At 34.8% G+C, this 23,337-nt stretch carries 24 protein-coding genes; 16 read left to right on the top strand and 8 right to left on the bottom strand.

Annotation, left to right across the window (positions count from 1 at the left end; translation table 11 throughout):
- Positions 1-69 precede the first annotated feature (69 nt).
- The 7 genes from J8H85_RS03210 (at position 70) to J8H85_RS03180 (ending at position 6,808) form a co-directional block, all read left to right on the top strand.
- A complete protein-coding gene (locus J8H85_RS03210) occupies positions 70-1,545 on the top strand; it encodes a lipopolysaccharide biosynthesis protein (protein ID WP_209652621.1) in 1,476 nt (491 codons plus the stop codon).
- On the top strand, positions 1,542-1,976 hold the full coding sequence (dut, locus tag J8H85_RS03205) for a dUTP diphosphatase (protein WP_209652620.1): 435 nt from the start codon (positions 1,542-1,544) through the stop codon (positions 1,974-1,976). Before J8H85_RS03210 ends, dut begins: the two co-directional genes overlap by 4 nt.
- Positions 1,977-2,044: 68 nt before the next feature.
- Complete coding sequence (locus tag J8H85_RS03200; RefSeq protein ID WP_209652619.1) at positions 2,045-3,064, top strand: sugar phosphate nucleotidyltransferase; 1,020 nt, start codon at positions 2,045-2,047, stop codon at positions 3,062-3,064.
- A 35-nt stretch (positions 3,065-3,099) separates the two neighbouring features.
- Positions 3,100-3,414 carry a GIY-YIG nuclease family protein gene (locus J8H85_RS03195; protein ID WP_209652618.1) on the top strand — a complete coding sequence of 105 codons (315 nt, stop codon included), beginning with the start codon at positions 3,100-3,102 and terminating at the stop codon, positions 3,412-3,414.
- A gap of 30 nt (positions 3,415-3,444) precedes the next feature.
- Positions 3,445-4,806 carry a tetratricopeptide repeat protein gene (locus tag J8H85_RS03190; RefSeq protein WP_209652617.1) on the top strand — a complete coding sequence of 454 codons (1,362 nt, stop codon included), beginning with the start codon at positions 3,445-3,447 and terminating at the stop codon, positions 4,804-4,806.
- Positions 4,806-5,573 (top strand): DUF4292 domain-containing protein, encoded by a 768-nt coding sequence (locus J8H85_RS03185; protein WP_209652615.1) that lies wholly within the window; start codon positions 4,806-4,808, stop codon positions 5,571-5,573. Before J8H85_RS03190 ends, J8H85_RS03185 begins: the two co-directional genes overlap by 1 nt.
- A complete protein-coding gene (locus tag J8H85_RS03180; protein ID WP_209652614.1) occupies positions 5,573-6,808 on the top strand; it encodes a murein hydrolase activator EnvC family protein in 1,236 nt (411 codons plus the stop codon). The genes J8H85_RS03185 and J8H85_RS03180 overlap by 1 nt, the downstream gene beginning before the upstream one ends.
- A 90-nt stretch (positions 6,809-6,898) precedes the next feature.
- On the opposite strand, the gene J8H85_RS03175 is transcribed toward J8H85_RS03180, so the two are convergent.
- The 3 genes from J8H85_RS03175 to J8H85_RS03165 form a co-directional block, all read right to left on the bottom strand.
- On the bottom strand, positions 6,899-7,111 hold the full coding sequence (locus tag J8H85_RS03175) for a DUF6515 family protein (RefSeq protein WP_209652831.1): 213 nt from the start codon (positions 7,109-7,111) through the stop codon (positions 6,899-6,901).
- A 56-nt stretch (positions 7,112-7,167) separates the two neighbouring features.
- Entirely contained in the window at positions 7,168-7,677 is a 510-nt protein-coding gene (locus J8H85_RS03170) for an acyl-CoA thioesterase (protein WP_209652612.1), read from the bottom strand.
- 69 nt (positions 7,678-7,746) lie between these two features.
- Positions 7,747-8,694 (bottom strand): HU domain-containing protein, encoded by a 948-nt coding sequence (locus J8H85_RS03165; protein ID WP_209652610.1) that lies wholly within the window; start codon positions 8,692-8,694, stop codon positions 7,747-7,749.
- Positions 8,695-8,798: 104 nt separating this feature from the next.
- Between J8H85_RS03165 and dprA the strand changes: the two genes are divergently transcribed.
- Positions 8,799-9,902, top strand: a complete 1,104-nt coding sequence (gene dprA / locus J8H85_RS03160) for a DNA-processing protein DprA (protein WP_209652608.1) — start codon at positions 8,799-8,801, stop codon at positions 9,900-9,902.
- A 93-nt stretch (positions 9,903-9,995) separates the two neighbouring features.
- On the opposite strand, the gene trpS is transcribed toward dprA, so the two are convergent.
- Positions 9,996-10,964, bottom strand: coding sequence for a tryptophan--tRNA ligase (gene trpS, locus J8H85_RS03155; protein WP_209652606.1), 969 nt, complete (start codon positions 10,962-10,964; stop codon positions 9,996-9,998).
- A gap of 249 nt (positions 10,965-11,213) precedes the next feature.
- Here trpS and J8H85_RS03150 point away from each other — a divergent pair, with 249 nt between their 5' ends.
- Positions 11,214-11,951, top strand: coding sequence for a lysophospholipid acyltransferase family protein (locus J8H85_RS03150; protein ID WP_209652603.1), 738 nt, complete (start codon positions 11,214-11,216; stop codon positions 11,949-11,951).
- 88 nt (positions 11,952-12,039) lie between these two features.
- Here J8H85_RS03150 and J8H85_RS03145 read toward each other — a convergent pair whose 3' ends face one another.
- From J8H85_RS03145 to recA, 4 genes are all read right to left on the bottom strand, one after another.
- The gene (locus tag J8H85_RS03145; protein WP_209652602.1) at positions 12,040-13,533 is read right to left on the bottom strand and encodes a hypothetical protein; all 1,494 of its coding nucleotides are present in this window, start codon (positions 13,531-13,533) and stop codon (positions 12,040-12,042) included.
- Entirely contained in the window at positions 13,534-14,076 is a 543-nt protein-coding gene (locus tag J8H85_RS03140) for an RNA polymerase sigma factor (protein ID WP_209652600.1), read from the bottom strand. It abuts the gene before it with no gap.
- 28 nt (positions 14,077-14,104) lie between these two features.
- Positions 14,105-14,518 carry a hypothetical protein gene (locus J8H85_RS03135; RefSeq protein WP_209652598.1) on the bottom strand — a complete coding sequence of 138 codons (414 nt, stop codon included), beginning with the start codon at positions 14,516-14,518 and terminating at the stop codon, positions 14,105-14,107.
- Between the two features lie 102 nt (positions 14,519-14,620).
- On the bottom strand, positions 14,621-15,634 hold the full coding sequence (recA, locus tag J8H85_RS03130) for a recombinase RecA (RefSeq protein ID WP_209652596.1): 1,014 nt from the start codon (positions 15,632-15,634) through the stop codon (positions 14,621-14,623).
- A 290-nt stretch (positions 15,635-15,924) separates the two neighbouring features.
- Here recA and trhO point away from each other — a divergent pair, with 290 nt between their 5' ends.
- The 7 genes from trhO (at position 15,925) to J8H85_RS03095 (ending at position 23,110) form a co-directional block, all read left to right on the top strand.
- The gene (gene trhO / locus J8H85_RS03125; protein ID WP_209652594.1) at positions 15,925-16,998 is read left to right on the top strand and encodes an oxygen-dependent tRNA uridine(34) hydroxylase TrhO; all 1,074 of its coding nucleotides are present in this window, start codon (positions 15,925-15,927) and stop codon (positions 16,996-16,998) included.
- A 138-nt stretch (positions 16,999-17,136) separates the two neighbouring features.
- Entirely contained in the window at positions 17,137-18,393 is a 1,257-nt protein-coding gene (locus tag J8H85_RS03120; protein WP_209652592.1) for a PSP1 domain-containing protein, read from the top strand.
- Positions 18,380-18,874, top strand: a complete 495-nt coding sequence (locus J8H85_RS03115; protein WP_209652591.1) for a gliding motility lipoprotein GldH — start codon at positions 18,380-18,382, stop codon at positions 18,872-18,874. The genes J8H85_RS03120 and J8H85_RS03115 overlap by 14 nt, the downstream gene beginning before the upstream one ends.
- 34 nt (positions 18,875-18,908) lie before the next feature.
- Positions 18,909-21,236 carry a penicillin-binding protein 1A gene (locus J8H85_RS03110; RefSeq protein WP_209652589.1) on the top strand — a complete coding sequence of 776 codons (2,328 nt, stop codon included), beginning with the start codon at positions 18,909-18,911 and terminating at the stop codon, positions 21,234-21,236.
- A gap of 97 nt (positions 21,237-21,333) precedes the next feature.
- The gene (locus tag J8H85_RS03105) at positions 21,334-22,035 is read left to right on the top strand and encodes a CoA transferase subunit A (protein WP_209652587.1); all 702 of its coding nucleotides are present in this window, start codon (positions 21,334-21,336) and stop codon (positions 22,033-22,035) included.
- Between the two features lie 27 nt (positions 22,036-22,062).
- The gene (locus J8H85_RS03100; protein WP_209652585.1) at positions 22,063-22,416 is read left to right on the top strand and encodes a four helix bundle protein; all 354 of its coding nucleotides are present in this window, start codon (positions 22,063-22,065) and stop codon (positions 22,414-22,416) included.
- Between the two features lie 40 nt (positions 22,417-22,456).
- Complete coding sequence (locus tag J8H85_RS03095; RefSeq protein WP_209652583.1) at positions 22,457-23,110, top strand: 3-oxoacid CoA-transferase subunit B; 654 nt, start codon at positions 22,457-22,459, stop codon at positions 23,108-23,110.
- The last annotated feature ends 227 nt before the right edge of the window (positions 23,111-23,337 follow it).

Here is a 23,337-nt window from a genome sequence, read left to right as displayed (position 1 = left end):
AGAACCAATAATTTATCTTTGGTTTGCATTGGCTAAAAACGTATTTTTAACCAGATAAATAAATAATCCTTGAGCGGACTCAAAACATTATTTAAGCAAACAGCAATTTATGGATTAGCAACCGTTGTTCCACGAATGTTCAGCTTTTTTCTTGTTCCACTTTACACCGAATTTTTACCAAAAGCAGAATACGGACAAGTAACTATCATATTTGCTTACATGATTTTTTTCAATGTCATTCTAGCTTATGGAATGGAAACGTCCTTTTTCAGATTTTATAATAAAGAAGACCAAAAAGAATCAGTTATACAAACAGCTACAATTTCTATCTTTTGGTCTACCATGCTATTCTTATTGTTAGCATTGTTTTTTAGACAAAACATTTCTAATTATATCAATATCGATGTTCAATATGTAACTTACACCATATGGATTTTAGTATTAGATGCGTTAGTAATTGTACCCTTTTCTAAACTTCGAGCTTTTCAAAAACCAACATATTACGCGGTATTAAAAATTGGAAATGTAATAATCAATCTATCCTTAAATTTATTTTTTTTAATCCTTTTGCCAAAATTAGCTACTCAAAATCAAGATGGTATTTGGAATTCAATTTATATTGAAAACTTTCAAGTAGGGTATATTTTTGTGTCTAATTTGGTTGCAAGTTTTTTAACTTTCATCTTTTTATCTCAAAACTATGTTCGATTAAAGTGGAAATTCAATTTCAATTTATGGAAAAAAATGATGAAATATGGTTTGCCCATTTTAATTGCTGGCATTGCATTTGCCATTAATGAACAATTTGACAAAATTTTATTGGCAAAATTATTACCACCAAACATTGCCGATGCTGAAGTTGGAGTTTATTCGGCATGTTATAAAATAGGTTTGTTCATGGTATTGTTCAGAACCGCTTATTCATTAGGTATAGAGCCGTTTTTTTTCAGTCATGCAAAAAATGAAAATGCTCCACAAACCTATGCAACAGTAACCAAGTATTTTGTGATTTTCGGCTCTTTTATTATGTTGAATGTTATTGTTTTTGCCGACTTATTTAAGCAATTGTTAATAAGAGATCCTTCATATTGGGTTGCCATGAAAGTTGTTCCGTTAATTATTTTAGCTAATTTTTTTCTTGGAATCTACACGAATCTTTCGGTTTGGTATAAATTGATTGATAAAACATACATTGGAGCATATATTTCTTTGATTGGGGCAGTAGTTACATTAGTACTGAATTTTTGGTTAATACCAAAACCAGGATATTTTGGAAGTTATTATGGCTCTGCCATAGCAACTATTGGAGCTTATGGCTCAATGATGTTGATTTCTTATTATCTTGGCAGAAAACAATATCCTATTCCATACGACATTAAAAAAATAGCACTTTATTTGTCACTTTCAATTGGTTTTTCAATAGTTTCTTTTTATTTTTTTAGAGAAAATTATTTAGTTGGAATTCCATTAATTTTGCTGTTTTCATATTTTATATATTATGGAGAAAAAGAAACGTTATTACCAATAATTAAACGAAAAAAATGAATATTAGAATAATCAACAAATCCAATCACCCTTTGCCACATTATGAAACAGAGGCATCAGCAGGAATGGATTTACGAGCAAATTTATCAGAAGAGCGCACATTAAAACCTTTAGAGCGAAGCATTGTAGGCACAGGCTTGTTTATTGAACTGCCCATAGGTTACGAAGCCCAGGTACGTCCGCGTAGTGGCTTAGCTGCAAAAAAGGGCATCACGGTTTTAAATGCACCAGGAACCATTGATGCCGATTATAGAGGAGAAATAGGTGTGATTTTGGTAAACCTTTCCAATGAAGATTTTGTAATTCAAAACGGCGAACGCATCGCACAGCTAGTCATTGCAAAACACGACCGTGCAGAATGGGTTGCTGTTGAAGAACTTTCAGAAACCATTAGGGGAGAAGGTGGCTTTGGAAGCACTGGGACAAAGTAAAAGAAGAATTACGATTAGCGATTTATGATTATAGAACATAAAACGAATACACAAATCAACTCAATTAAATGAAAATTATAGTACCCATGGCAGGACGAGGTTCTCGTTTGCGCCCACACAGCTTAACCGTACCAAAACCTTTAATTCCTGTTGCGGGTCAACCCATTGTTCACCGTTTAGTGAAGGATATTGCCAAAGTTTTAAAACAACCTATTGATGAAATTGCTTTTGTTTTAGGCGATCCTGCTTTTTTTGGTGATGATGTGGTTGAAAGTTTAGAAAAACTAGCGACCGATTTAGGTGCCAAAGCATCTATTTACCGCCAAGATTTACCTTTAGGCACAGGTCACGCTATTATGTGCGCTAAACCATCTTTATCCGGGCCAGCAGTAATTGCTTATGCCGATACTTTGATTCGGGCTGAATTCGCCTTAGACCCAACAGCCGATAGCGTTATTTGGACCAAACAAGTAGAAAACCCCGAAGCTTACGGTGTTGTTAAGTTAAACAACAAACAAGAAATAGTTGAATTGGTTGAAAAACCCAAAGATTTTGTAAGCGACCAAGCGGTTATAGGTATTTATTACTTTAAAGATGTGGCGGTTTTAAAAGAAAAACTACAACAAATTCTAGATGAAAACGTTACCAATGGAGGCGAATACCAAATTAACGATGGTATAAAACGTATGATGGCCGATGGTAAAATTTTTAAAACAGGTACCGTTGATGAGTGGATGGATTGTGGAAACAAAGCCATAACCGTTGAAACCAATACCAGAATGTTAGGATTTTTAAAAGCAGATGGCGAAGAGCAATTGGTAGCAACATCGGCAAAAGTGCAAGATTCCAATATTATCGAGCCTTGTTTTATTGGTGAAAACGTGATGCTTAAAAAGAGTACCGTTGGTCCAAATGTATCTATTGGGGAAAACAGCATTATTGAAAACTCCACCATTAAAAATAGTTTAATACAAACACATACTACCATTAAAAATGCAAATTTAGATGAGGCCATGATTGGGAATCATGTAAAATTTGATGGAAAGTTTACGAGTGTAAGTATTGGCGATTATTCTGTTTTAGAATAATTCCTGCGAAGGCAGGAATCTCTTAAAAAAATAGTATGGAACATTGGTACGTTTATATCATGACAAACAAACCAGATGGCGTTTTGTACATAGGGGTGACAGATAACATTGATGAAAGAGTCAAAGAGCATAAGCTAAAAGTTTACCCTAAATCTTTTACTGCCAAATTCAATTGTGACAAATTAATTTATTTTGAAGAGTTTGAAGATGGAAATAAAGCTGAGAAAAGAGAAAGGCAGTTCAAAAAATGGAAAAGAGGCTGGAAAATTAAGTTTATTGAAGAAATGAATCCTAATTGGACGGATTTAAGTTTGAATTGGAATCTAAACTATAATAAATTGCGGAATTAATTAAAAAGATACCTGCCTCCGCAGGTAAATATGAAACAAAAAATCTACATATGCATTTTACTATTCGGACTTTTTATAGTGCCGCAGATTAACTATGCCCAAGTAGATTTTAATAAAAAACCAACGGACGATTTAGGCAATGTTGAAGATGAATTTCAGGAACTTTTTTACGAAGCTTTAAAGCAAAAGGCTGTTGAGAACTACGACCGATCGGTTGATGCACTTTTAAAATGTATCAAACAGGATAATTCGGTACCTGTTTTATATTTTGAATTGGGAAAAAACTATAACCAGCTTAAAAATTTTGGTGCCGCGGAAGATGCCTTTAAAAAAGCGGTGAGTAAGGCGCCAGAAAACGAATGGTTTTTAGATGCGCTTTATTCGTTTTACATGGAACAAAACGAGTTTGATAAAGCCATTAAAACCGTGAAACAATTGTTGAAATACCACCCCGATTATAAAGAAAATTTAGCGGCATTGTATGTAAAAACCAAAGAGTATAACGATGCTTTGAAAATTTTAGATGAATTGGATGCGGAATTTGGCATATCGGTAGCACGCGATTTTATGCGAAATCAAATCTATGAAGCTACGGGGCGCAAAAAAGACCAAATTAAAAATCTGGAAGCGCGTGTTGAAGATAACCCAGATAAGGAATCGAATTATCTGCAACTCATTTTCCGTTATAGCGAAAATAACGAAAAGGAAAAAGCGTTTGAAACGGCCAAAGAATTGTTGAAAATCAATCCGAATTCACAAATTGTTCATTTGGCATTGTATAAATTTTATTTAGATGACGATAATGCTGAAAAAGCGATTGAATCGATGAAAATTGTGGTTAAAAGTCCAGAGATAAAACCCGAAGCCAAACTTAAGGTACTTACCGACTTTGTTCAGTTTGTGGGCAACAATCCGCAATACGAAGCCGATTTAGTAGAAGCTACGGCTTTGGTTGGTGATAGTAATAACAGCAAAACGCTTATAGAACTTGGGCAATATTATCTATCAAAAAACAACAAAGCAAAAGCTTTAGAGTATTTTGAGGCGGCTTTAAAAATAGATTCAGAAAACTTCAATGTGATTCGCAACGTATTGTTACTTTACATAGATTTGCAAAAGTTTAGTGTAGCCGAGAGCAAGAGTAACGAGGTGCTTCAAAAATACCCCGCACAACCCTTGTTTTATTTAATTAATGGGGTGGCATTAAACCAATTAAATCAACCAAAAAAAGCGGTAGATATTTTGGAAACAGGATTGGATTATGTAATTGATGATACCAAAATGGAAATCGATTTTTACAAGCAATTAAGCATTGCTTACGGCTCGTTAAACAATACAGCAAAGGCAAAAACGTTTAGTGATAAAGCAAAACAACTAGAAACCTCAAATTAATGAACAAATTAAAGTACATCGTTTTTACCTTATTGGCATTTTTGGTGTTTAATTGCAAATCGTCTAAAACCATTGCAGGTGGAGAAGCTAATTTAAATTTAAATGCCAAACAACTTTTAAAAGAAAATGCTAAAAGTACGCCGGACTTTAAAACACTACAATCTAGACTTAAAATAACATATGCTCAAGATGATAAAGTACAATCGTACACCGTAAACTTTAGAGCAAAAAAAGATGAAGTGATCTGGATAAGCGCTACGTTTTCGGTTGTAAAAGCCTTAGTGACGCCTGAAAAAGTGAGTTTTTACAATAAATTGGATAACACGTATTTTGAAGGCGATTACAAATATTTAAGTGATTTGTTAGGAACGGAATTAGATTTTCAAAAAGTACAGAATTTACTTTTAGGAGAGGCAATTTTCCCGTTAAATTCAAATGCTTATGAAGTTTCTGTGAATGATACATCTTATATTCTTCAACCTAAACAACAACGTGAACTTTTTGAAATTTTCTTTTTGTTAGATCCTGTTCATTTCAAAATAAAATCGCAACAAGTATCACAACCAAAAGCATTGAGACATTTGCAGATAGATTATTTAACCTATCAAGAAGTAGAAAAACAAACATTGCCAGAAAATATAAAAGTTATTGCTGTTGAAGCGAATAAGGAAACCATTATAGAATTAGAGTTTAAGGGCGTTACTTTAAATGAAGATTTAAGTTTTCCATATAAAATACCCTCAGGTTTTAAAGAAATAAAACTTTAATGTTACAAAATAACCAACCATTAAAAAATGTAGTACTACTTAGCTTTTTGTTTTGTAGTATTTTTGTGTTTTCTCAAAGTGCCAAACAAGAAGAGTTGGAGGCGCGTAGACAAGAGCTTCGTTTAGAACTTCAAAAAATCACTCAGTTACGTGCAGAAAACCAAAGTAAGCAAAAGGTGCAATTAACTTTAATTCAAGATTCCAAACATAAAATTGATGTGTTGGATAAGTTCATTAAAGTTACCAACCAACAAACTAATTTAATAACGCGGGATATTAACTTTAACCAAAGGAAAATTACGAGTTTAAGAGACGAATTAAAGGTTTTAAAGGAAGATTATGCTGCAATGATGGTTAAGTCTTATAAAAGCAGAAACCAACAAAGTAGAATCATGTTTTTGCTTTCTGCTAACGATTTTAAACAAGCGTATAAGCGTCTTCAGTATATGAAGCAATATACAGACCACCAAAAGGAGCAAGGTGAAACCATAAAAGCAAAAACAGCCGAATTACAAGCCACTAATTTAGACTTGTTAAAGCAACAGGAAACCAAGAAAAAACTCATTGCGGAAAACAGAGAGATCCAAAAAACTTTAGAGGCCGAACGGAAACAGCATGAAGAAATAATGAAAGGCATTAAAAAGAATTTATCTGTTTATGCTGCTCAAATAAAACAAAAACAACAAGAGGCTGATAGAATAGATGCGGAAATAGACCGTATTATTAAAGAAGCTATTGCTAAATCCAATAAAAAATCGGATGCAACATCAACAAAAAGCTCTTCGGGGTTTGCTTTAACACCAGAAGAGAAGGTTTTGGCGGCTAATTTTGTATCTAACAAGGGGAAATTGCCTTGGCCTGTAGAGAAAGGCTATGTAACGCTTGGTTACGGTACACAGCCGCATCCTATAGACCATTCGTTAACCATTAAAAGTAATGGGGTGCGCATAGCCACCGAAAAAGGTGCTAAAGTGTACGCTGTTTTTAACGGTGAAGTAAGTGCGGTACTAAGAATGAAAAACGTAAACCCCATTGTAATGATACGTCATGGTGATTACCTAACATTATATAAAAATCTATCAACCGTTTATGTAAAAGAAGGTGATAAAGTAACCACCAAACAAGCCATAGGCGAGGTGTTTACCAATCCATCGAACGGAGAAACGATTTTGAGTTTTTCAATTTCAAAAGGAACAGCTACCGAAAATCCGGCATCGTGGGTTTTTAAAATGTAAAATTCCTGCCTTTCGGCTGCGCTTAAGATAAACTTAGGCAGGAATCTTATCTATATTATGGCTTTTAATACCAAGTAATTGTATTTGGTGTTAAAGCCTTACCAAAATAAAACCACGTCTGGTTTTTCTATAATGGTTTCCGTTCCAAAAATAGTAACGTTTTCCTTTAACCTTAACTATTTTGTAATTAGCAGGACGTGCTTTTACAACAGTAACGGATGCAGGTTGTGCAACAACTCTTGCGGCGCATGACGATAGGCTTAGCATCATCATAAACGAAAAAAGTAAAATAATAGGTCTCATAGCTTTTTAAGATTTGATTTTATACTATTAGACCTTAAAGTTTTATAAAAGTTTAATTACTCAAACAAAGCTTTTAGTTCAGTCGCTTCATTAGGTTTCATTTTTCCAGAAAGTAATAAGCTTAATTGTTTTCGGCGTAAAGCAGCTTCAAAACGTTGTTTTTCCAAATTGGTTTCAGGCAGTACTTCAGGCACCAATACAGGCTTTCCAGTATCATCTACCGCTACAAAGGTGTAAATACCTTCATTGGCCTTGGTGCGTTCACCAGAGATGCGGTCTTCAATCCAAACATCAATAAACACTTCCATAGATGTTTTAAAAGCACGAGACACTTTTGCTTCTACCGTTACAACGCTTCCAAGCGGAACCGCTTTACTAAAAGCCACGTGGTTTACCGAGGCGGTTACCACAATATGTCTGCAATGGCGACGTGCCGAAATACTTGCGGCTCTATCCATACGCGCCAATAACTCACCTCCAAAAAGGTTGTTTAATGGGTTGGTTTCACCAGGTAAAACCATGTCTGTAAGAATCGTTTTAGATTGTTCGGGTGTTTTAGCTTGCATCACAACATATTTAATTATGTGGCAAAGGTAAAACGATTTTATAATTTAGGAAGTGCTTTTAAAATATAATTACTCAGCAGTAACGTTTAGATCTTTAACCAATAACCAAGCGTCTTCGTTTTGGTTTTTTCTAACATCGCGCAAAATACTTAAAGCTTCTTCGGCAGTTTCGTAGCTACCATACACCACTTCATGTAAACCGTATTTGTTTACACCAATGGTTCTGGCGTTAAAACCTTGCGCTTTTAATTCGCTTATAATGGATTCGCAGTTATCTTCAACCCTAAAAGCACCAGCAACCACGTGGTAATTACCCGATTTTTTAGTCACGTTTAAAGTAATGGCAGGAAGCGGATTCAAGTTAAAAGTAGCTTGCTCAATTTTAGCATCAAGCTGTTGGAACGCTTTTTCTTGGGCTAGTTGATTGTGTTGTTCAATTTGGTCTACATAGTATTTAGATGATACCAAGCCACCCACTGTTAAGGCTATTAAAGCTACAGCAGCATATTTAAAATAAGGTCTTGCTTTGCGTTTTTCCGGTGTCACGGTAAGCGGAATCACTTTCTCAATAGCTTCAACTTCAGTTTTATAAACTTCTCTAGAAACGGTTGGCGATACCAATTGCGATAAACCAAAAGAATCGGTTAAATAGTTTAAGCTATAAGCCGGTTCAAATAAAATTTTACCTTCACTGTTAAAAGTAATGTCTCCAATATTTTTAAAAGTAATGGTTTCACCCTGTGTTAAATACGATTTTATACTGTTAACACGTTTTGCAATTTTTTCATTCGCAACCTCAAAAGGAATTTTTTCCACATCGGCAATGTAATGTGCTAACAAGCCATCGTTTTTTTGAATTTGCTCGTTAAACGATACCGTTTTTTTAGGTGGATAAAACGTATTAGTGGCATCATCAATGGTTGCAGATGCACGTTGTGTTAAAAATGCCCCAAATTCAGGGATGGTAACACACTCATATCTATAGAGTAAATCGCTTATGTAGGTTTCTAATTGCATAGAAACAAAGTTATAATTTTTTGCTTTTGGATAAAATTAACTTCAAACTTTTTATTAACATCGTAAAAAATTCTTTTCTTTAACTTCAAAATCAATTGTATACAATGAGCGAAAATGATTTGCTTTATACTTTAGCGTTGCAACATGTGCCAAATATTGGCGATATTACGGCTAAACGACTTATCAATCATTGTGGATCTGCCGAAGCTGTTTTAAAGGAAAAGAAGCAAAATCTACTAAAAATTGATGGTATTGGAAGTGTTATTTTGGGCGATTTGTTTAAACCCCATCACTTAAAAGAAGCTGAAAAGGAACTTGAGTTTATTAAAGAAAATAATATTCAGGTTTTATATTTTGAAGACAGCAATTATCCTGAAAAACTAAAACATTGTATTGATGGCCCTATGGTATTATTTCAAACGGGAAACATCCATTTAAAACAACAGCGAATTATTAGCATTGTTGGGGCACGAAAAATTACTACAAGTGGTATTGCGTTTTGTGAAGATTTAGTAGAAAAGCTAGCCATTTATAATCCAGTTATTGTTTCGGGTTTTGCTTATGGTACGGATATCACAGCACATAAAGCAGCTATAAAAAACAATTTGCAAACCGTTGGTTGTTTAGCTCATGGTTTGAACACTATTTATCCGGCTGTACATAAAAAGTATATGGTTGATGTTGAAAAAAACGGTGGTTTTTTCACCGATTTTTGGAGCACCGATACTTTTGATAGAAACAATTTTTTAAAAAGAAACCGAGTGATTGCTGGTTTGAGTGAAGCCACCATTGTTATAGAATCTGCTGAAAAAGGCGGAAGCCTAGTAACTGCCGATATTGCCAATTCCTATAACCGCGATGTATTTGCAGTTCCGGGCAGAACCACCGATTTACAAAGTTCGGGGTGCAACAATTTAATAAAATACCAAAAAGCACATATGCTAACTACCGCTTTAGATGTGCCCTATATTTTAAATTGGAAACTGGAAGAAGAAAAGAAACCCGTTATTCAAAAACAATTATTTGTAGAATTGGATGCTACTGAAAAAACAATTTATAACTACCTAAAAGAAAACGACACACAACAATTAGACACGATTGCCATAAATTGCAATCTGCCTATTTTTAAAATAGCCAGTGTGTTGTTAAATATGGAATTAAAAGGTGTGGTTCGCCCATTGCCCGGAAAGTTGTTTGAGGTCATTTAAGAATTCCTGAGCAGGCAGGAATCTCATCAAAGAAACTAAAAGTTTCAATTTTATTTCGAGATTCAAACAATCAGATTCCTGCTTTTGCAGGAATTAATATCCAACCTTTTCCCTAACGCGCTTTAAAACGTCATCAGCTACCAATCTTGCTTTTTCAGCACCTAAAGCTAAAGCTTTGTCTACTTCTTCTAGATTGTTCATATAATAGTGGTAGCGTTCGCGTTGTACAGCAAATGTTTCAACTATTAATTCAAACAAGGCTTGTTTAGCATGTCCGTAACCATAATTGCCGTTTTCGTAATTGGCTTTCATGGTTTTAATTTGTTCGTCGCTAGCTAGTAATTTATAGATAGCAAAACAGTTGCAAGTGTTCCAATTTTTAGGGTCTTCAAGAGGCGTGCTATCGGTTTGAATAGCCATTACTTGCTTGCGTAGTTTTTTATCATCTAAAAATATATTGATGGTGTTGTCTCTACTTTTACTCATTTTCTCACCATCGGTACCTGGAATAAGCATGATGTTTTCTTCCACTTTTCCTTCTGGCAATACAAAAACCTCACCCATTTTCGCATGAAAACGAGATGCCACATCGCGCGTCATTTCTATATGTTGCAATTGGTCTTTCCCTACCGGAATTATTTCGGCATCATACATCAAAATATCGGCAGCCATGAGCATGGGGTATGTAAACAAACCTGCGTTTACATCTTCCAATCTGTCGGCTTTATCTTTAAAACTATGCGCCAATGTTAAACGCTGGTACGGGAAAAAGCAACTTAAATACCAAGACAGTTCTGTTACTTGCGGAATATCACTTTGTCTGTAAAACACCGTTTTTTCAATATCCAGCCCAAAAGCCAACCATGTAGCCGCCACAGAATAGGTGTTCTGCCTTAATGTTTCGGCATCTTTAATAAGGGTTAAGGTGTGCAAATTGGCAATAAACAAAAACGATTCGTTTTCAGGGCTGTTAGCCATTTTTATTGCGGGCATTAATGCGCCTAAAATGTTTCCTAAATGTGGTGTTCCTGTACTTTGTATGCCTGTTAGTATTCTTGCCATTTTTTTCATTCCCATGAAAATGGGAATCTAATTAATTGATTATACGTTTTTTTAGAGGCTGTCTGAAAAGTGGGGTTCTATGTCATATTGAGCCTGTCGAAATATTTCAACTTGGTGATAATCAATATCGGTTTCGACAAGTTCAACCTGACAAATAAAACTTTATACACTTTTCAGGCAGCCTCTTATTAAGGCAAAGGTAATTTTTTTAATAGAATTGCTCAATACAATTATGTATTTTTGGGTGCGATGAAGCTTTTTAAATATCTATTCTGGATTTTATACCGTATTTGGTTCTACATACTTGTAGCATTGCCAATACTTATACTGTTCCCCATACTTTTAATTTCTATTTTGAAAGAATCGTGGTATCCGTTCTTTTTTAAGTTGGCTCGTTTATGGGCTAAAATCATTTTGATTGGCATGGGTTTTCATTGGAAAATAGAAAGAGAACAAACGCCAGAAAAAAGCAAAAGTTATATGTTTATTGCCAACCACACATCGATGGCAGATATTATGCTCATGCTGGTTTCAATAAAAAATCCATTTGTTTTTGTTGGAAAAAAGGAGCTAACTAAAATTCCGTTATTTGGGTTTTTCTATAAGCGGACCTGTATTTTGGTAGATAGAAGTTCTGAAAAAAGCAGAAAAGCCGTTTTTTTAAGAGCACAAAAACGATTGAAAACTGGTGTAAGCATTTGCATTTTTCCTGAAGGTGGTGTTCCTGAAGAGCATATTGTTTTAGATGATTTTAAGGATGGTGCATTTAGGTTGGCCATAAACCATCAAATTTCTATAGTGCCCATAACGTTTGGAGATAATAAAAAGCGCCTTTCATATACCTTTTTTAGTGGCGGCCCTGGAAAAATGCGTGTAAAAATCCATAAATTTTTAACTACAGAAGGGTTAACTATTAAAGATACAAAAGCTTTAAATGAAGAAGCAAGAAGTGTTATTTTGAAACAATTAGAAATCTTCAACAAATAAAAAAGACCACTCTGGGGAGAGCAGTCTTTTTCCGATATTGATTTTCGAGCTTAATGAAAATCAGTACCTAATAGATCTAACCAAAAACCTAAAATTTAATAGCGAATCCGGTATAAACACCTATAAAAAATGGTGTGAAATTACCAGAAGTATTGTTAAACGTGTTAATTTGATATTTAAACATAGGTTCTAAATTCAAGTCAATTTTTTTAGAAACCTGATAGTTCAATCCTAAACCAAAATTAGCACTATAGCTTACTTTATTTATATTGCTCGCTTCACCTAAAAAGGTACGTGTACCCGTTTCGGCTTCCGAATATATTTTATTATCACTCAAAAAGAACGAGCTAAAGCCACCTATAAGGTTAACGCCCAATTTGCTGTTTACAAGTGCGTATTGAATTTCCAAAGGTACTTCAATGTAAGCCAAAGCCTGATTAATAGACGTATTGGTAGTTGCAAAGTCTTCCGGTTTGGCACTTATACTTTCACCACTGACTAATGAAAAATTATCAGGAGCATCATTACTGATAGTTGTATTTACATTTTGTAATGCATGCGTGTTAGAGCTTATGCCAACCGATTGGTAAACAACTACATTGTTGGTGTTATAACCTAAATTTACTTTATTGACGCCCGAACGCACTTGTATTTTGTTGTTAACAACATAACTGGCGCTAATACCGTAACTCATGTTAACTTCTCCTGTTTTAGAGTTGCTGTTAAATTGCGGGTCTATAGAAGACCCTTCGCCTAAACTGTTAAAATATACAGGTGCTGCATTTGGTGTAATACGCCACTTGTTGGTGTTTTTTTCTTTTTCAATAATATCTTTATTACTGTCTAAAGCTTCTTCAATAGAAAGTGAAGTTTTATTTTCAGTTTTAGCAACCGCTGTGTTATCTTTAGATGCATTAGTGATTACTTCTTGTGCTTTTTTGGAGTCGATTAAAGGGTCTTTCTTTTGAGGTACTTCCGTGTTGTTTCCAGAATTTTTAGCAACGGCTGAATTTACAGCGTTGTTTTTTTCTGTAGCGTTGCTTTTTTCTTCAGAATTTGATGCAAGTGCATTGTTATTTGGGTTTTTAAAGCTGTTTTTTACAAGCGATGGTTTGTTTGAAGAACTTCCAGCTTGCTGAGTATCTTCATTTGTATTAATTGAAGATGGATTTGAAGCTATGGATGTTTCTTGCGATGCATCACTTTTGTTAGTATTAGAAGGCATTAAAACATCGTTTTTAGAAGCATTTTCTAAATTACTAGGTGTAACATGGTCTTTTTCAATAGCAATTTTAGTGTCGTTTTCGGTACTAGAACTTCGCGATTGGGTATCCTCGGTATCAACCACTTTCACAGGGTTGCTGGTTTCTTCGTTAAAAAAATACGAGCTACCAATGGTTAATAACAGTGCCAATAGCGCAGCAACACCTGCATACTGCCACCAAATAGGTATGATGCGGCGTTTTTTCTTGTCTTGGTTAAGTTGTGCTTCAATGTTTTCCCAAACTTTGTCGTTAGGAGCCACTTCAAAATCTTTAAAGTGTTCTTGGAATAACCGGTCTATGTGTTTTTTATCATTCATTTATAATGATTGTAAACTGTGTGTTGTTTTGTAATCTTCAATAGTTTGCTTCAAAATTTGTCTAGCACGCGCTAAATTTGATTTTGAAGTACCTATGTTTATACCTAGCATACTTGCTATGTCTTTGTGCGAATATCCATCTAGCACATATAGGTTGAAAACCAATCTGTACCTGTCTGGCAATTCTTGTATGATTCGTAAAAGGTAATCGATGGATAATGTGTCTTCATCAATATCTATTTCAACCTCATCAATAATGTTTTCGTTTACTATTTCAAAAACCTTTTCGTTTCTATATTGTTGCAATACGGTATTTATGGTAACCCGTTTTAGCCAGCCTTCAAACGAACCTTTACTTTTATATTGATCAATTTTTTTGAAAATTATTAAAAATGCGTCTTGCAAATTATCTTCGGCTTCGGCATAGTTACGTGAATACTTTAAGCACACTGCGAATAGCTTACTCGAAAAGAGTTTATACAATTCACTTTGTGCTTTAGTATCATTAATTTTACAACTTTCTATGAGTTGATCTAAACTCAAATTAAATACGTATTAATTTATACCTAAACTACTCTACTACTGGTACTTCAATGGTTAAATACTGGTCTTCTCCATTAATGTCCTCACCTTGCCAAAACTTAAAAATGTAAGAGCCATTGCTTGTAACTATAAAGTTAAAAGTAGCTTCTTCTGAAACATTATCCAAAGTTTCACAATTATCATTTTCATAAACTATAGTAATAGGTGCCACAGTACGTTCATTTAGGTTTTTTGAATAGTAGAATTCCTTAAAAACATGGCATGCTGTGGGTTTTAAATACGTAACCGTTATAGGGTATGTTTCTCCTAGTGTAAATTCGCTAGGAATATCAACACTTTCTACCGGTAAAACTTCAAAGCTATAGTGTGTGTCGTTGTCGTCATTTAAACTGCACGAAACGAGCAAAACTAAAGCTAAACTTAGGGCAATTAGCTTTTTCATAAAAATTATCTTTAAAACAGTTTTTATTTATAGATGCGTTTGTACCCAAAAGGTTGCGTATTAAAACAAAAAAATCCCGATACACATCGGGATTTTTTTAAATTATTCTGAAGCTGAAGCGGCTTTGGCTATTTTTCTAACCTTAACTTCGAGTTCCTCCATGAGTTCTGGATTGTCTTTTATGAGTGCTTTAACAGCGTCTCTACCTTGCCCCAGTTTGGTTTCATCGTAGCTAAACCAAGAACCACTCTTCTTAATGATTTCGTTTTCAACGGCAATATCTAAAACTTCGCCAACTTTACTAATACCTTCTCCATACATAATATCGAATTCAGCCGTTTTAAAAGGTGGCGCCACTTTGTTTTTAACCACTTTTACGCGGGTTTTGTTACCTGTAACGTTACCATCGGTTTCTTTAATTTGTGTAGAACGACGGATATCCAAACGAACCGATGCGTAAAACTTTAAAGCATTACCACCCGTTGTAGTTTCTGGGTTACCGAACATAACTCCAATTTTTTCACGTAATTGGTTAATAAATATTACGGTACAGTTTGTTTTGCTTATGGAAGCGGTAAGCTTTCTAAGGGCTTGCGACATTAAACGTGCGTGTAACCCCATTTTAGAATCGCCCATTTCGCCTTCAATTTCGCTTTTTGGCGTTAAGGCAGCTACAGAATCTATTACTACAATATCAATAGCGCCTGAACGAATTAAATTATCGGCAATTTCTAAAGCCTGTTCACCGTTATCCGGTTGCGAGATAATTAAGTTTTCTAAATCTACACCTAATTTTTCAGCATAAAATCTATCAAAAGCATGTTCAGCATCAATAAAAGCGGCAATTCCACCAGCTTTTTGTGCTTCGGCAATAGCATGTAAAGTAAGGGTTGTTTTTCCCGAAGATTCCGGTCCGTAAATTTCGATTACACGTCCGCGTGGGTAACCGCCAACGCCTAAGGCAATATCCAAACCAAGAGACCCCGATGAAATAGCATCAACATCTACAACCGCTTGGTCGCTCATTTTCATTACGGTACCTTTTCCGTAGGCTTTGTCTAATTTATCTAATGTAAGTTTTAGTGCTTTTAATTTAGCTTCTTTTTCGCTGCTCATTTTTATTTTTATTTTCTGAAGTAATGGATGCTAAAATACTATAAGTTTCGTCATCTTACAATTTTATAACGCAACCTTTATGAACATTTTGCATCTACTAATAAATAGTTGGGAAGATATTGCTATGAAACAAATATTAAGAATGCTTTAAACGCAGACTAACTCAAACTATTCTTAGGAAGCACCTGTTTTATAAATGGGTGCTTTTTTTGTGATTATTGTGCTAGTTTTTTTAAAAATTGTAACTTTGTGCCTTAAAACAATCTTTAACCTTAAAACATTAGTATAGCATGCAACTGTACAATAAATTAAGCGCAAAAGAAAGAGCCGAATTAATAGACCAAGCAGGAAAAAAACGTTTGACGCTTTCTTTTTATCAGTACGCTAAAATTGAAAATCCACAAATTTTTAGAGATCATTTATTTTTAACCTGGGATGCCTTAGAGGTATTGGGTAGAATTTATGTAGCTCACGAAGGTATTAACGGGCAACTCTCTTTACCTGCCGACCGATTTAATGAATTTAAAGAACACTTAGACAGTATCGATTTTCTAAAAGGAATCCGATTGAATATCGCTATTGAGCAAGACAACAAGTCGTTCTTAAAGCTAAAAGTAAAAGTACGCAATAAAATTGTTGCCGATGGTTTGGATGATGATACCTTTGATGTAACTAACAAAGGCATTCACTTGGCAGCAGAACAATTTAATGATTTTATTGAAGATGAAAATACCGTTTTGGTTGATATGCGAAACCATTACGAAAGTGAAATTGGCCATTTTAAAAATGCTATAACCCCCGATGTGGATACGTTTAGGGATTCTTTAGATATTATTGAAGCCGACTTAAAAGACCATAAAGAAGATAAAAATTTGGTAATGTATTGCACCGGTGGTATTCGTTGCGAAAAAGCCAGTGCCTACTTTAAGCACAAAGGTTTTAAAAACGTGTACCAATTGGAAGGCGGCATTATTGAATATACCAGACAAGTAAACGAACAAAAATTAGAGAATAAATTCTTAGGAAAAAACTTTGTGTTTGATGACAGGCGCGCGGAAAAAATAAGCGACGATGTGATAGCCAATTGCCACCAATGTGGCGAACCTTTTGATGTGCATACCAATTGCGCCAATGAAGCATGCCATTTGCTATTTATTCAATGTCCAAAATGCAAGGAAGAAATGGAAAACTGTTGCTCTACAACCTGTATGGAGATAAACCGTTTGCCTTATGAAGAACAGAAGGAACTGCGTAAAGGACAAGGCAATAGCAACGATATCTTTAAGAAAGGACGTGCAGACCATTTGCCGCATAAAAAGGATTTAAGAAACATTTTTGATCATTTTCAGAAGCAAAACAAGTAGTTTTTTTATTTGAAATACGATCTTAAAAATTCTTTGCTTTAAGTCTTTAGAATAATCTTATCTTTACGTTTTTAAAAGAATTATGAACCTTCTTCCGGTAAAGCTCTGGTTTTAGTCGGAATCAATATATAAAAACTTATGGCTTGTAACAGTTGTTCAACTGGAAAAGACGGTCAACCAAAAGGATGTAAAAATAATGGCACATGTGGAACGGACAGTTGTAACAAACTAACCGTGTTCGATTGGCTTGCCAACATGTCGCTTCCTAACGGAGAAAAACCGTTTAATTGGGTTGAAGTCCGTTTTAAAAATGGTAGAAAAGAATACTATCACAATACCGAAAATTTAACATTAAGTATTGGTGATGTGGTAGCTACACAAGCCCAGTCTGGTCATGATATTGGTATGGTTACCCTTACGGGGGAATTGGTGCGTGTTCAAATGAAGCGCAAAAATATTTCAGAAACCCCTGAAGAAATTCTAAAAATTTACCGAAAAGCAAGTCAAAAAGACATTGATATTTGGAAAGATGCACGTGAAAAAGAAGAACCTATGAAGGTGCGTGCACGTCAATTTGCGATTGATTTAAAGTTGCAAATGAAAATTTCCGATATCGAATTTCAAGGCGATGCCAGTAAAGCCACTTTTTATTACACCGCTGAAGAACGCGTAGATTTTAGAGAGCTTATCAAAGTATTTGCACGCGAGTTTAGAACCCGAATTGAGATGAAACAAGTTGGTTTTCGTCAAGAAGCTTCAAGACTTGGCGGTATTGGTTCTTGTGGTCGCGAATTATGTTGTTCTACCTGGTTAACCGATTTTCGTTCGGTAAGCACATCGGCAGCACGTTACCAGCAATTATCGCTAAACCCATTAAAACTTGCAGGGCAATGTGGTAAACTAAAATGTTGTTTGAACTACGAATTGGATAGTTACCTAGATGCTTTAAAAAGTTTTCCAAAAACAGAAATAAAACTTCAAACCGAAAAAGGAACAGCCGTATGCCAAAAAACCGATATTTTTAAAGGACATATGTGGTATGCTTACGAAGGGGAGTGGGCAAATTGGCATAGAATAACCACCGATCAAGCTAATGAAATTATTAGCTTAAACAAGAAAAACCAAAAGGTTGCCAGTTTAGAAGAATACGCTTCAGAAGTTTCGGAAGATACTAAAACCGATTTTGGGAACGTTGTAGGTCAAGATAGTTTAACACGATTTGATAGTCCAAAACCGAGTAAAAAACGTAAAAACAATAGACGAAAACAAAATCAAGGTAATAAAAATACTGCTCCTGAAAACAAAACGAACCAAAGTCAAGGTGCTAAAAAAAATAATAACAGAAACAAAAAGAATAGAAATAAACCTCAAAACACTAAAAATGTTGAGAAATAGTGCACCTTTATTTTTTTTATTAGTTTCTTTTGTGTTTACATCTTGTGACCCAAATCGTGTTTTCGATGTGTATGAAACGGTACCAAACAAATGGCATAAAGATTCTGTGGCAACCTTCAATATCAAAGCTCCAGATTCAACAAACGCCTACAATTTGTTTGTTAATTTAAGAAACACCAATGCCTATAAATACAATAACATCTTCCTAATTGTTGAAATGACTTTTCCACATGGGAAAACTCTAAAAGATACTTTAGAATACAAAATGGCAGATCCAACAGGCAAACTTTTAGGCACAGGTTTAACTGGTATAAAAGAAAACAAACTTTGGTATAAAGAACAGGTTGTTTTTAAAGAAAAAGGAAACTATGTGGTTAAAATTCAACATGCTATGCGCGAAAATGGCAAAGTTAATGGCGTTGTTGAGCTTGAAGGTATTACCGATGTTGGTTTTAGAATTGAAAGACCTAGCAAAAAATAATTTTATAAATTAAAAATCTTAAGCCACTTAAACTATGGCAGCAAAAAATCAAACACCAGAAACTCAAGACTTTTCAAAATACATTCGTTGGTTTTGGATGCTGTTTTTAGGAGGTATTCTGTTTGCAATACTTATATTTTTATTTGCCTCTTGGGGGCTTTTTGGTGAGATGCCAGACCACACGGTTTTAGAAAACCCCGAAACAAATTTAGCCGCTGAAATTATTTCTTCTGATGGAAAAACAATAGGTAAGTTTTATTTAAATGATAATAGAACGCCAGTTGAATATGATGGATTACCAAAGCATTTAGTAGAAGCTTTACTGGCAACTGAAGATGCACGTTTTCACGACCATTCTGGTATCGATGCCGTTGGTACATTAAGAGCTATTGTTAAATTGGGCAGAGGCGGTGGCGCCAGTACCATTTCTCAACAATTAGCAAAACAGTTGTTTCATGGGGAAGGTTCTAAAAACAAATTGGGGAGGATGACCCAAAAAATTAAAGAGTGGATTATAGCTACCCGTTTAGAGCGCCAATATACCAAAGAAGAAATTATTGCCCAGTATTTTAATATATACGACTTTTTAAACAATGCCGATGGTATTAGAAGTGCCGCTAAAATCTATTTTGGGAAAGAACCCCAAGATTTGGATTTAAAAGAATCGGCAATGCTTGTTGGGATGTTTAAAAACTCATCTTTATTCAATCCTAGAAAGCGTCCTGAACTTACACTTCAACGAAGAAATGTGGTATTGGCGCAAATGTATAAGTACAATTATATTGATGAGAAAGTTAAAGACTCTCTTCAAAAAACACCACTGGATTTAAACTACAATCCAGAATCACATCGTGATGGTCTTGCTACCTATTTTAGAACCTATTTAGATGGGTTTATGAAGGATTGGATAAAAAACAATCCGAAACCAGATGGTACAAAATGGAATTTATATAATGATGGTTTAAAAATTCATACTACTATCGATTATAGAATGCAGTTATATGCTGAAAACGCTGTGCAAGATCATATGTCTAGGTTGCAAGCGGCTTTCTTCAAACAGAATACACCTGAAAAAAATAAAACAGCTCCTTTTATAGATTTATCAAAAGAAGAAATCGACAAATTGTTAAAAGGCGCTATGAAGCAATCAGAACGTTGGAGAAAAATGAAATATGATTTAGGAAAGTCTGATAAAGAAATTGAAGCCTCTTTTTACAAACCAACCGAAATGTCTGTTTTTGCATGGGAAAAAGGAAAAGCGACAGAGTTTGATACGGTTATGAAGCCTATTGATTCTATACGTTATTATAAAACATTTTTACGTACAGGTATGATGGCCATGGAGCCGCAAACAGGTTATGTTAAAGCATGGGTTGGCGGTATTAATTACAGGCATTTTCAATACGACATGGTAAAGCAAGGGAAACGACAAGTTGGTTCTACCTTCAAGCCATTTGTTTATGCTACGGCCATAGATCAATTACACTATTCACCTTGCGATGTATTTCCAGACACCCCTTTTTGTATAGAGGCAAACAAATACGGAAACCTACAAGACTGGTGCCCTAAGAATTCTGATGGTGGTTATGGAGGTTCTAGAACGCTAAAAGATGCGTTAGCAAATTCTGTAAATACAATTACAGCACGTTTAATGGATAAAGTAGGGCCTAAACCTGTGATAGATTTGGTTAAAAAACTAGGTGTTGAATCTGATATTCCTGCGGTACCATCCATCGCATTGGGAACAGCCGATTTAAGCGTTTACGAAATGGTAGGTGCTTATGCAGCCTTTGCCAACAAGGGAGTTTATACAAAACCCGTAATGGTAACTACTATTGAGGATAAAAATGGTACTATTTTATATCAGTTTAAACCAGAAACACGCGATGTTTTAGGTGAAGAAGAAGCCTATGTTACCGTAAAATTACTTCAAGGAGTTGTAGAATCTGGTTCTGGTGCTAGATTGAGAAGAACTGGCGAACCTTATGGTGTTTATAAAGAAATTATTACAGGATTTCCTTATGCATTTACAAACCCGGTTGCCGGAAAAACAGGAACTACCCAAAACCAAAGTGATGGATGGTTTATGGGTATGGTACCAAATCTTGTAACAGGTGTATGGGTTGGAGGTGAAGATAGGGCTGCACATTTTAGATCCATAACTTATGGACAAGGAGCTTCTATGGCTCTACCAATTTGGGGATTGTTCATGAAAAGTTGTTATGCAGATAAAACCCTAGATGTATCAACCAGTAATTTTGAAGTGCCCAGAAACCTTTCTATTAATGTAGATTGCTCTAAAAGTAATGGTAACTATGTTGATGGTAATGATTCTAACACTCCAGATGATTTAAATTTTTAAAATAAGTTTTGTAATTTTTAACATAAAATTGAAAAGCCATTCCTTTTAGAATGGCTTTTTTATTTTGTATTTTTAAAAAGCAATAAACGAAATAAGCATGATTAATAAAAAAGTAGCCAACGTTGAAGATGCACTTAAAGGCGTTACCGATAATATAACCTGTATGGTAGGTGGTTTTGGACTTAGTGGTATTCCAGAAAATGCCATTGCGCAGTTAGTTAAATTAGGAGTTAAAGGTTTAACCTGTATTTCAAATAATGCAGGTGTAGATGATTTTGGTTTGGGTTTGCTGCTTCAAAAGCACCAAATAAAAAAAATGATATCTTCTTATGTAGGTGAAAATGATGAATTTGAACGCCAAATGCTTTCTGGCGAATTGGATGTTGAGCTAATTCCGCAAGGCACTTTAGCGGAACGTTGCAGAGCAGCTCAAGCAGGTTTTCCAGCTATTTACACGCCTGCAGGTTATGGAACGGAAGTGGCTGAAGGAAAGGAAACCCGTGAATTTGACGGGAAAATGTATGTCTTGGAACATGCTTTTAAAGCGGATTTTGCATTTGTAAAAGCTTGGAAAGGTGATGCAGTGGGCAATTTAGTTTTTAAAGGAACCGCTAGAAATTTTAATCCAGTGATGTGTGGTGCAGCTAAAATAACAGTTGCCGAGGTAGAAGAACTTGTCCCTCTAGGAACTTTAGATCCCAATCAAATTCATATTCCAGGAATTTTTGTTCAGCGTATTTTTCAAGGTAAAAATTATGAAAAACGTATTGAGCAACGCACGGTTAGAGCTAGAAATTAGTCAATTCGATAATCATGCGATTTGAAAATGAGAAATGATTCGGATAATTTAATAGTTAGATTAACATTTGAACTTGCATTGGATGTAGTTTCATTTTCCGAAAAAATTAGAGCAGGAAATAGGTTTGAAATGGCCTCTCAAATATTTAGAAGTGGAACATCTATTGGAGCTAATATTCGAGAAGCTCAGAATGCTGAAAGTAAAAGAGACTTTATTCATAAATTTAAAATTGCAGCAAAAGAAGCAGATGAATTAGAGTATTGGCTGAAACTTTGTCAATCTTCTGAACATTATCCAAACCCTGATGAAAAATTATTAAAAGATTTAAAATCTGTCATTCTAATAGTTTCTAAAATAATCTCATCTAGTAAAAAGATATAATTAGCTAATTTTCAAATCATCACATTAAAAAAATTAGAACATGTTAGACAAAACAGGAATAGCAAAACGAATCGCTAAAGAAGTGAAAAATGGTTACTACGTAAACCTTGGTATAGGTATTCCAACCTTGGTTGCAAACTATGTTCGTAATGATATTGAAGTAGAATTTCAAAGTGAAAATGGTGTTTTAGGCATGGGACCCTTTCCTTTTGAAGGAGAAGAGGATGCCGATGTTATCAATGCAGGCAAACAAACCATTACAACATTGCCCGGAGCGAGCTTTTTCGACTCCGCTTTAAGCTTTTCAATGATTCGTGGTAAGCATGTAGACCTAACTATTTTGGGCGCCATGGAAGTAGCTGAAAACGGCGATATAGCCAATTGGAAAATACCAGGAAAAATGGTTAAAGGCATGGGGGGTGCTATGGATTTAGTGGCCAGTGCCGAAAATATCATTGTTGCCATGATGCACACCAACAAAGCAGGTGAGTCTAAATTGCTTAAAAAATGTACACTGCCATTAACGGGTGTTGGTTGTGTAAAAAAAATTGTCACCAATTTAGCCGTTATAGAAGTTACCAATAAAGGTTTTAAACTATTAGAACGCGCTCCGGGGATTTCGGTAGAGGAAATAAAAAAAGCTACCGAAGGTACCTTAATAATTGAAGGCGATATTCCAGAAATGGTTATTTAATTTTTTGGTTAAAAGATAGACCGTTTTAAATATCTTATAAGATAGAAAATCCGTTTAAAATCGATTAAATGTTAAAAGTTTAAACACTTAATCGATTTTTTATGTTTTTAAACAGATTTATAGAAAATTTATTTGATATTAGCAGTAACCAAAAAAACCAAGCAAAATAAAAAAGTACCCAAATCTACCATAAACTTGAAGCCTATGAATTTTGCAACAAATCTACC

This window comes from Mariniflexile gromovii, from assembly GCF_017814435.1.
GTDB lineage: Bacteria > Bacteroidota > Bacteroidia > Flavobacteriales > Flavobacteriaceae > Mariniflexile > Mariniflexile gromovii.
The sequence above is the reverse complement of the archived record's forward strand: the minus strand, read 5'-3'. Positions and strand labels throughout refer to the sequence as shown.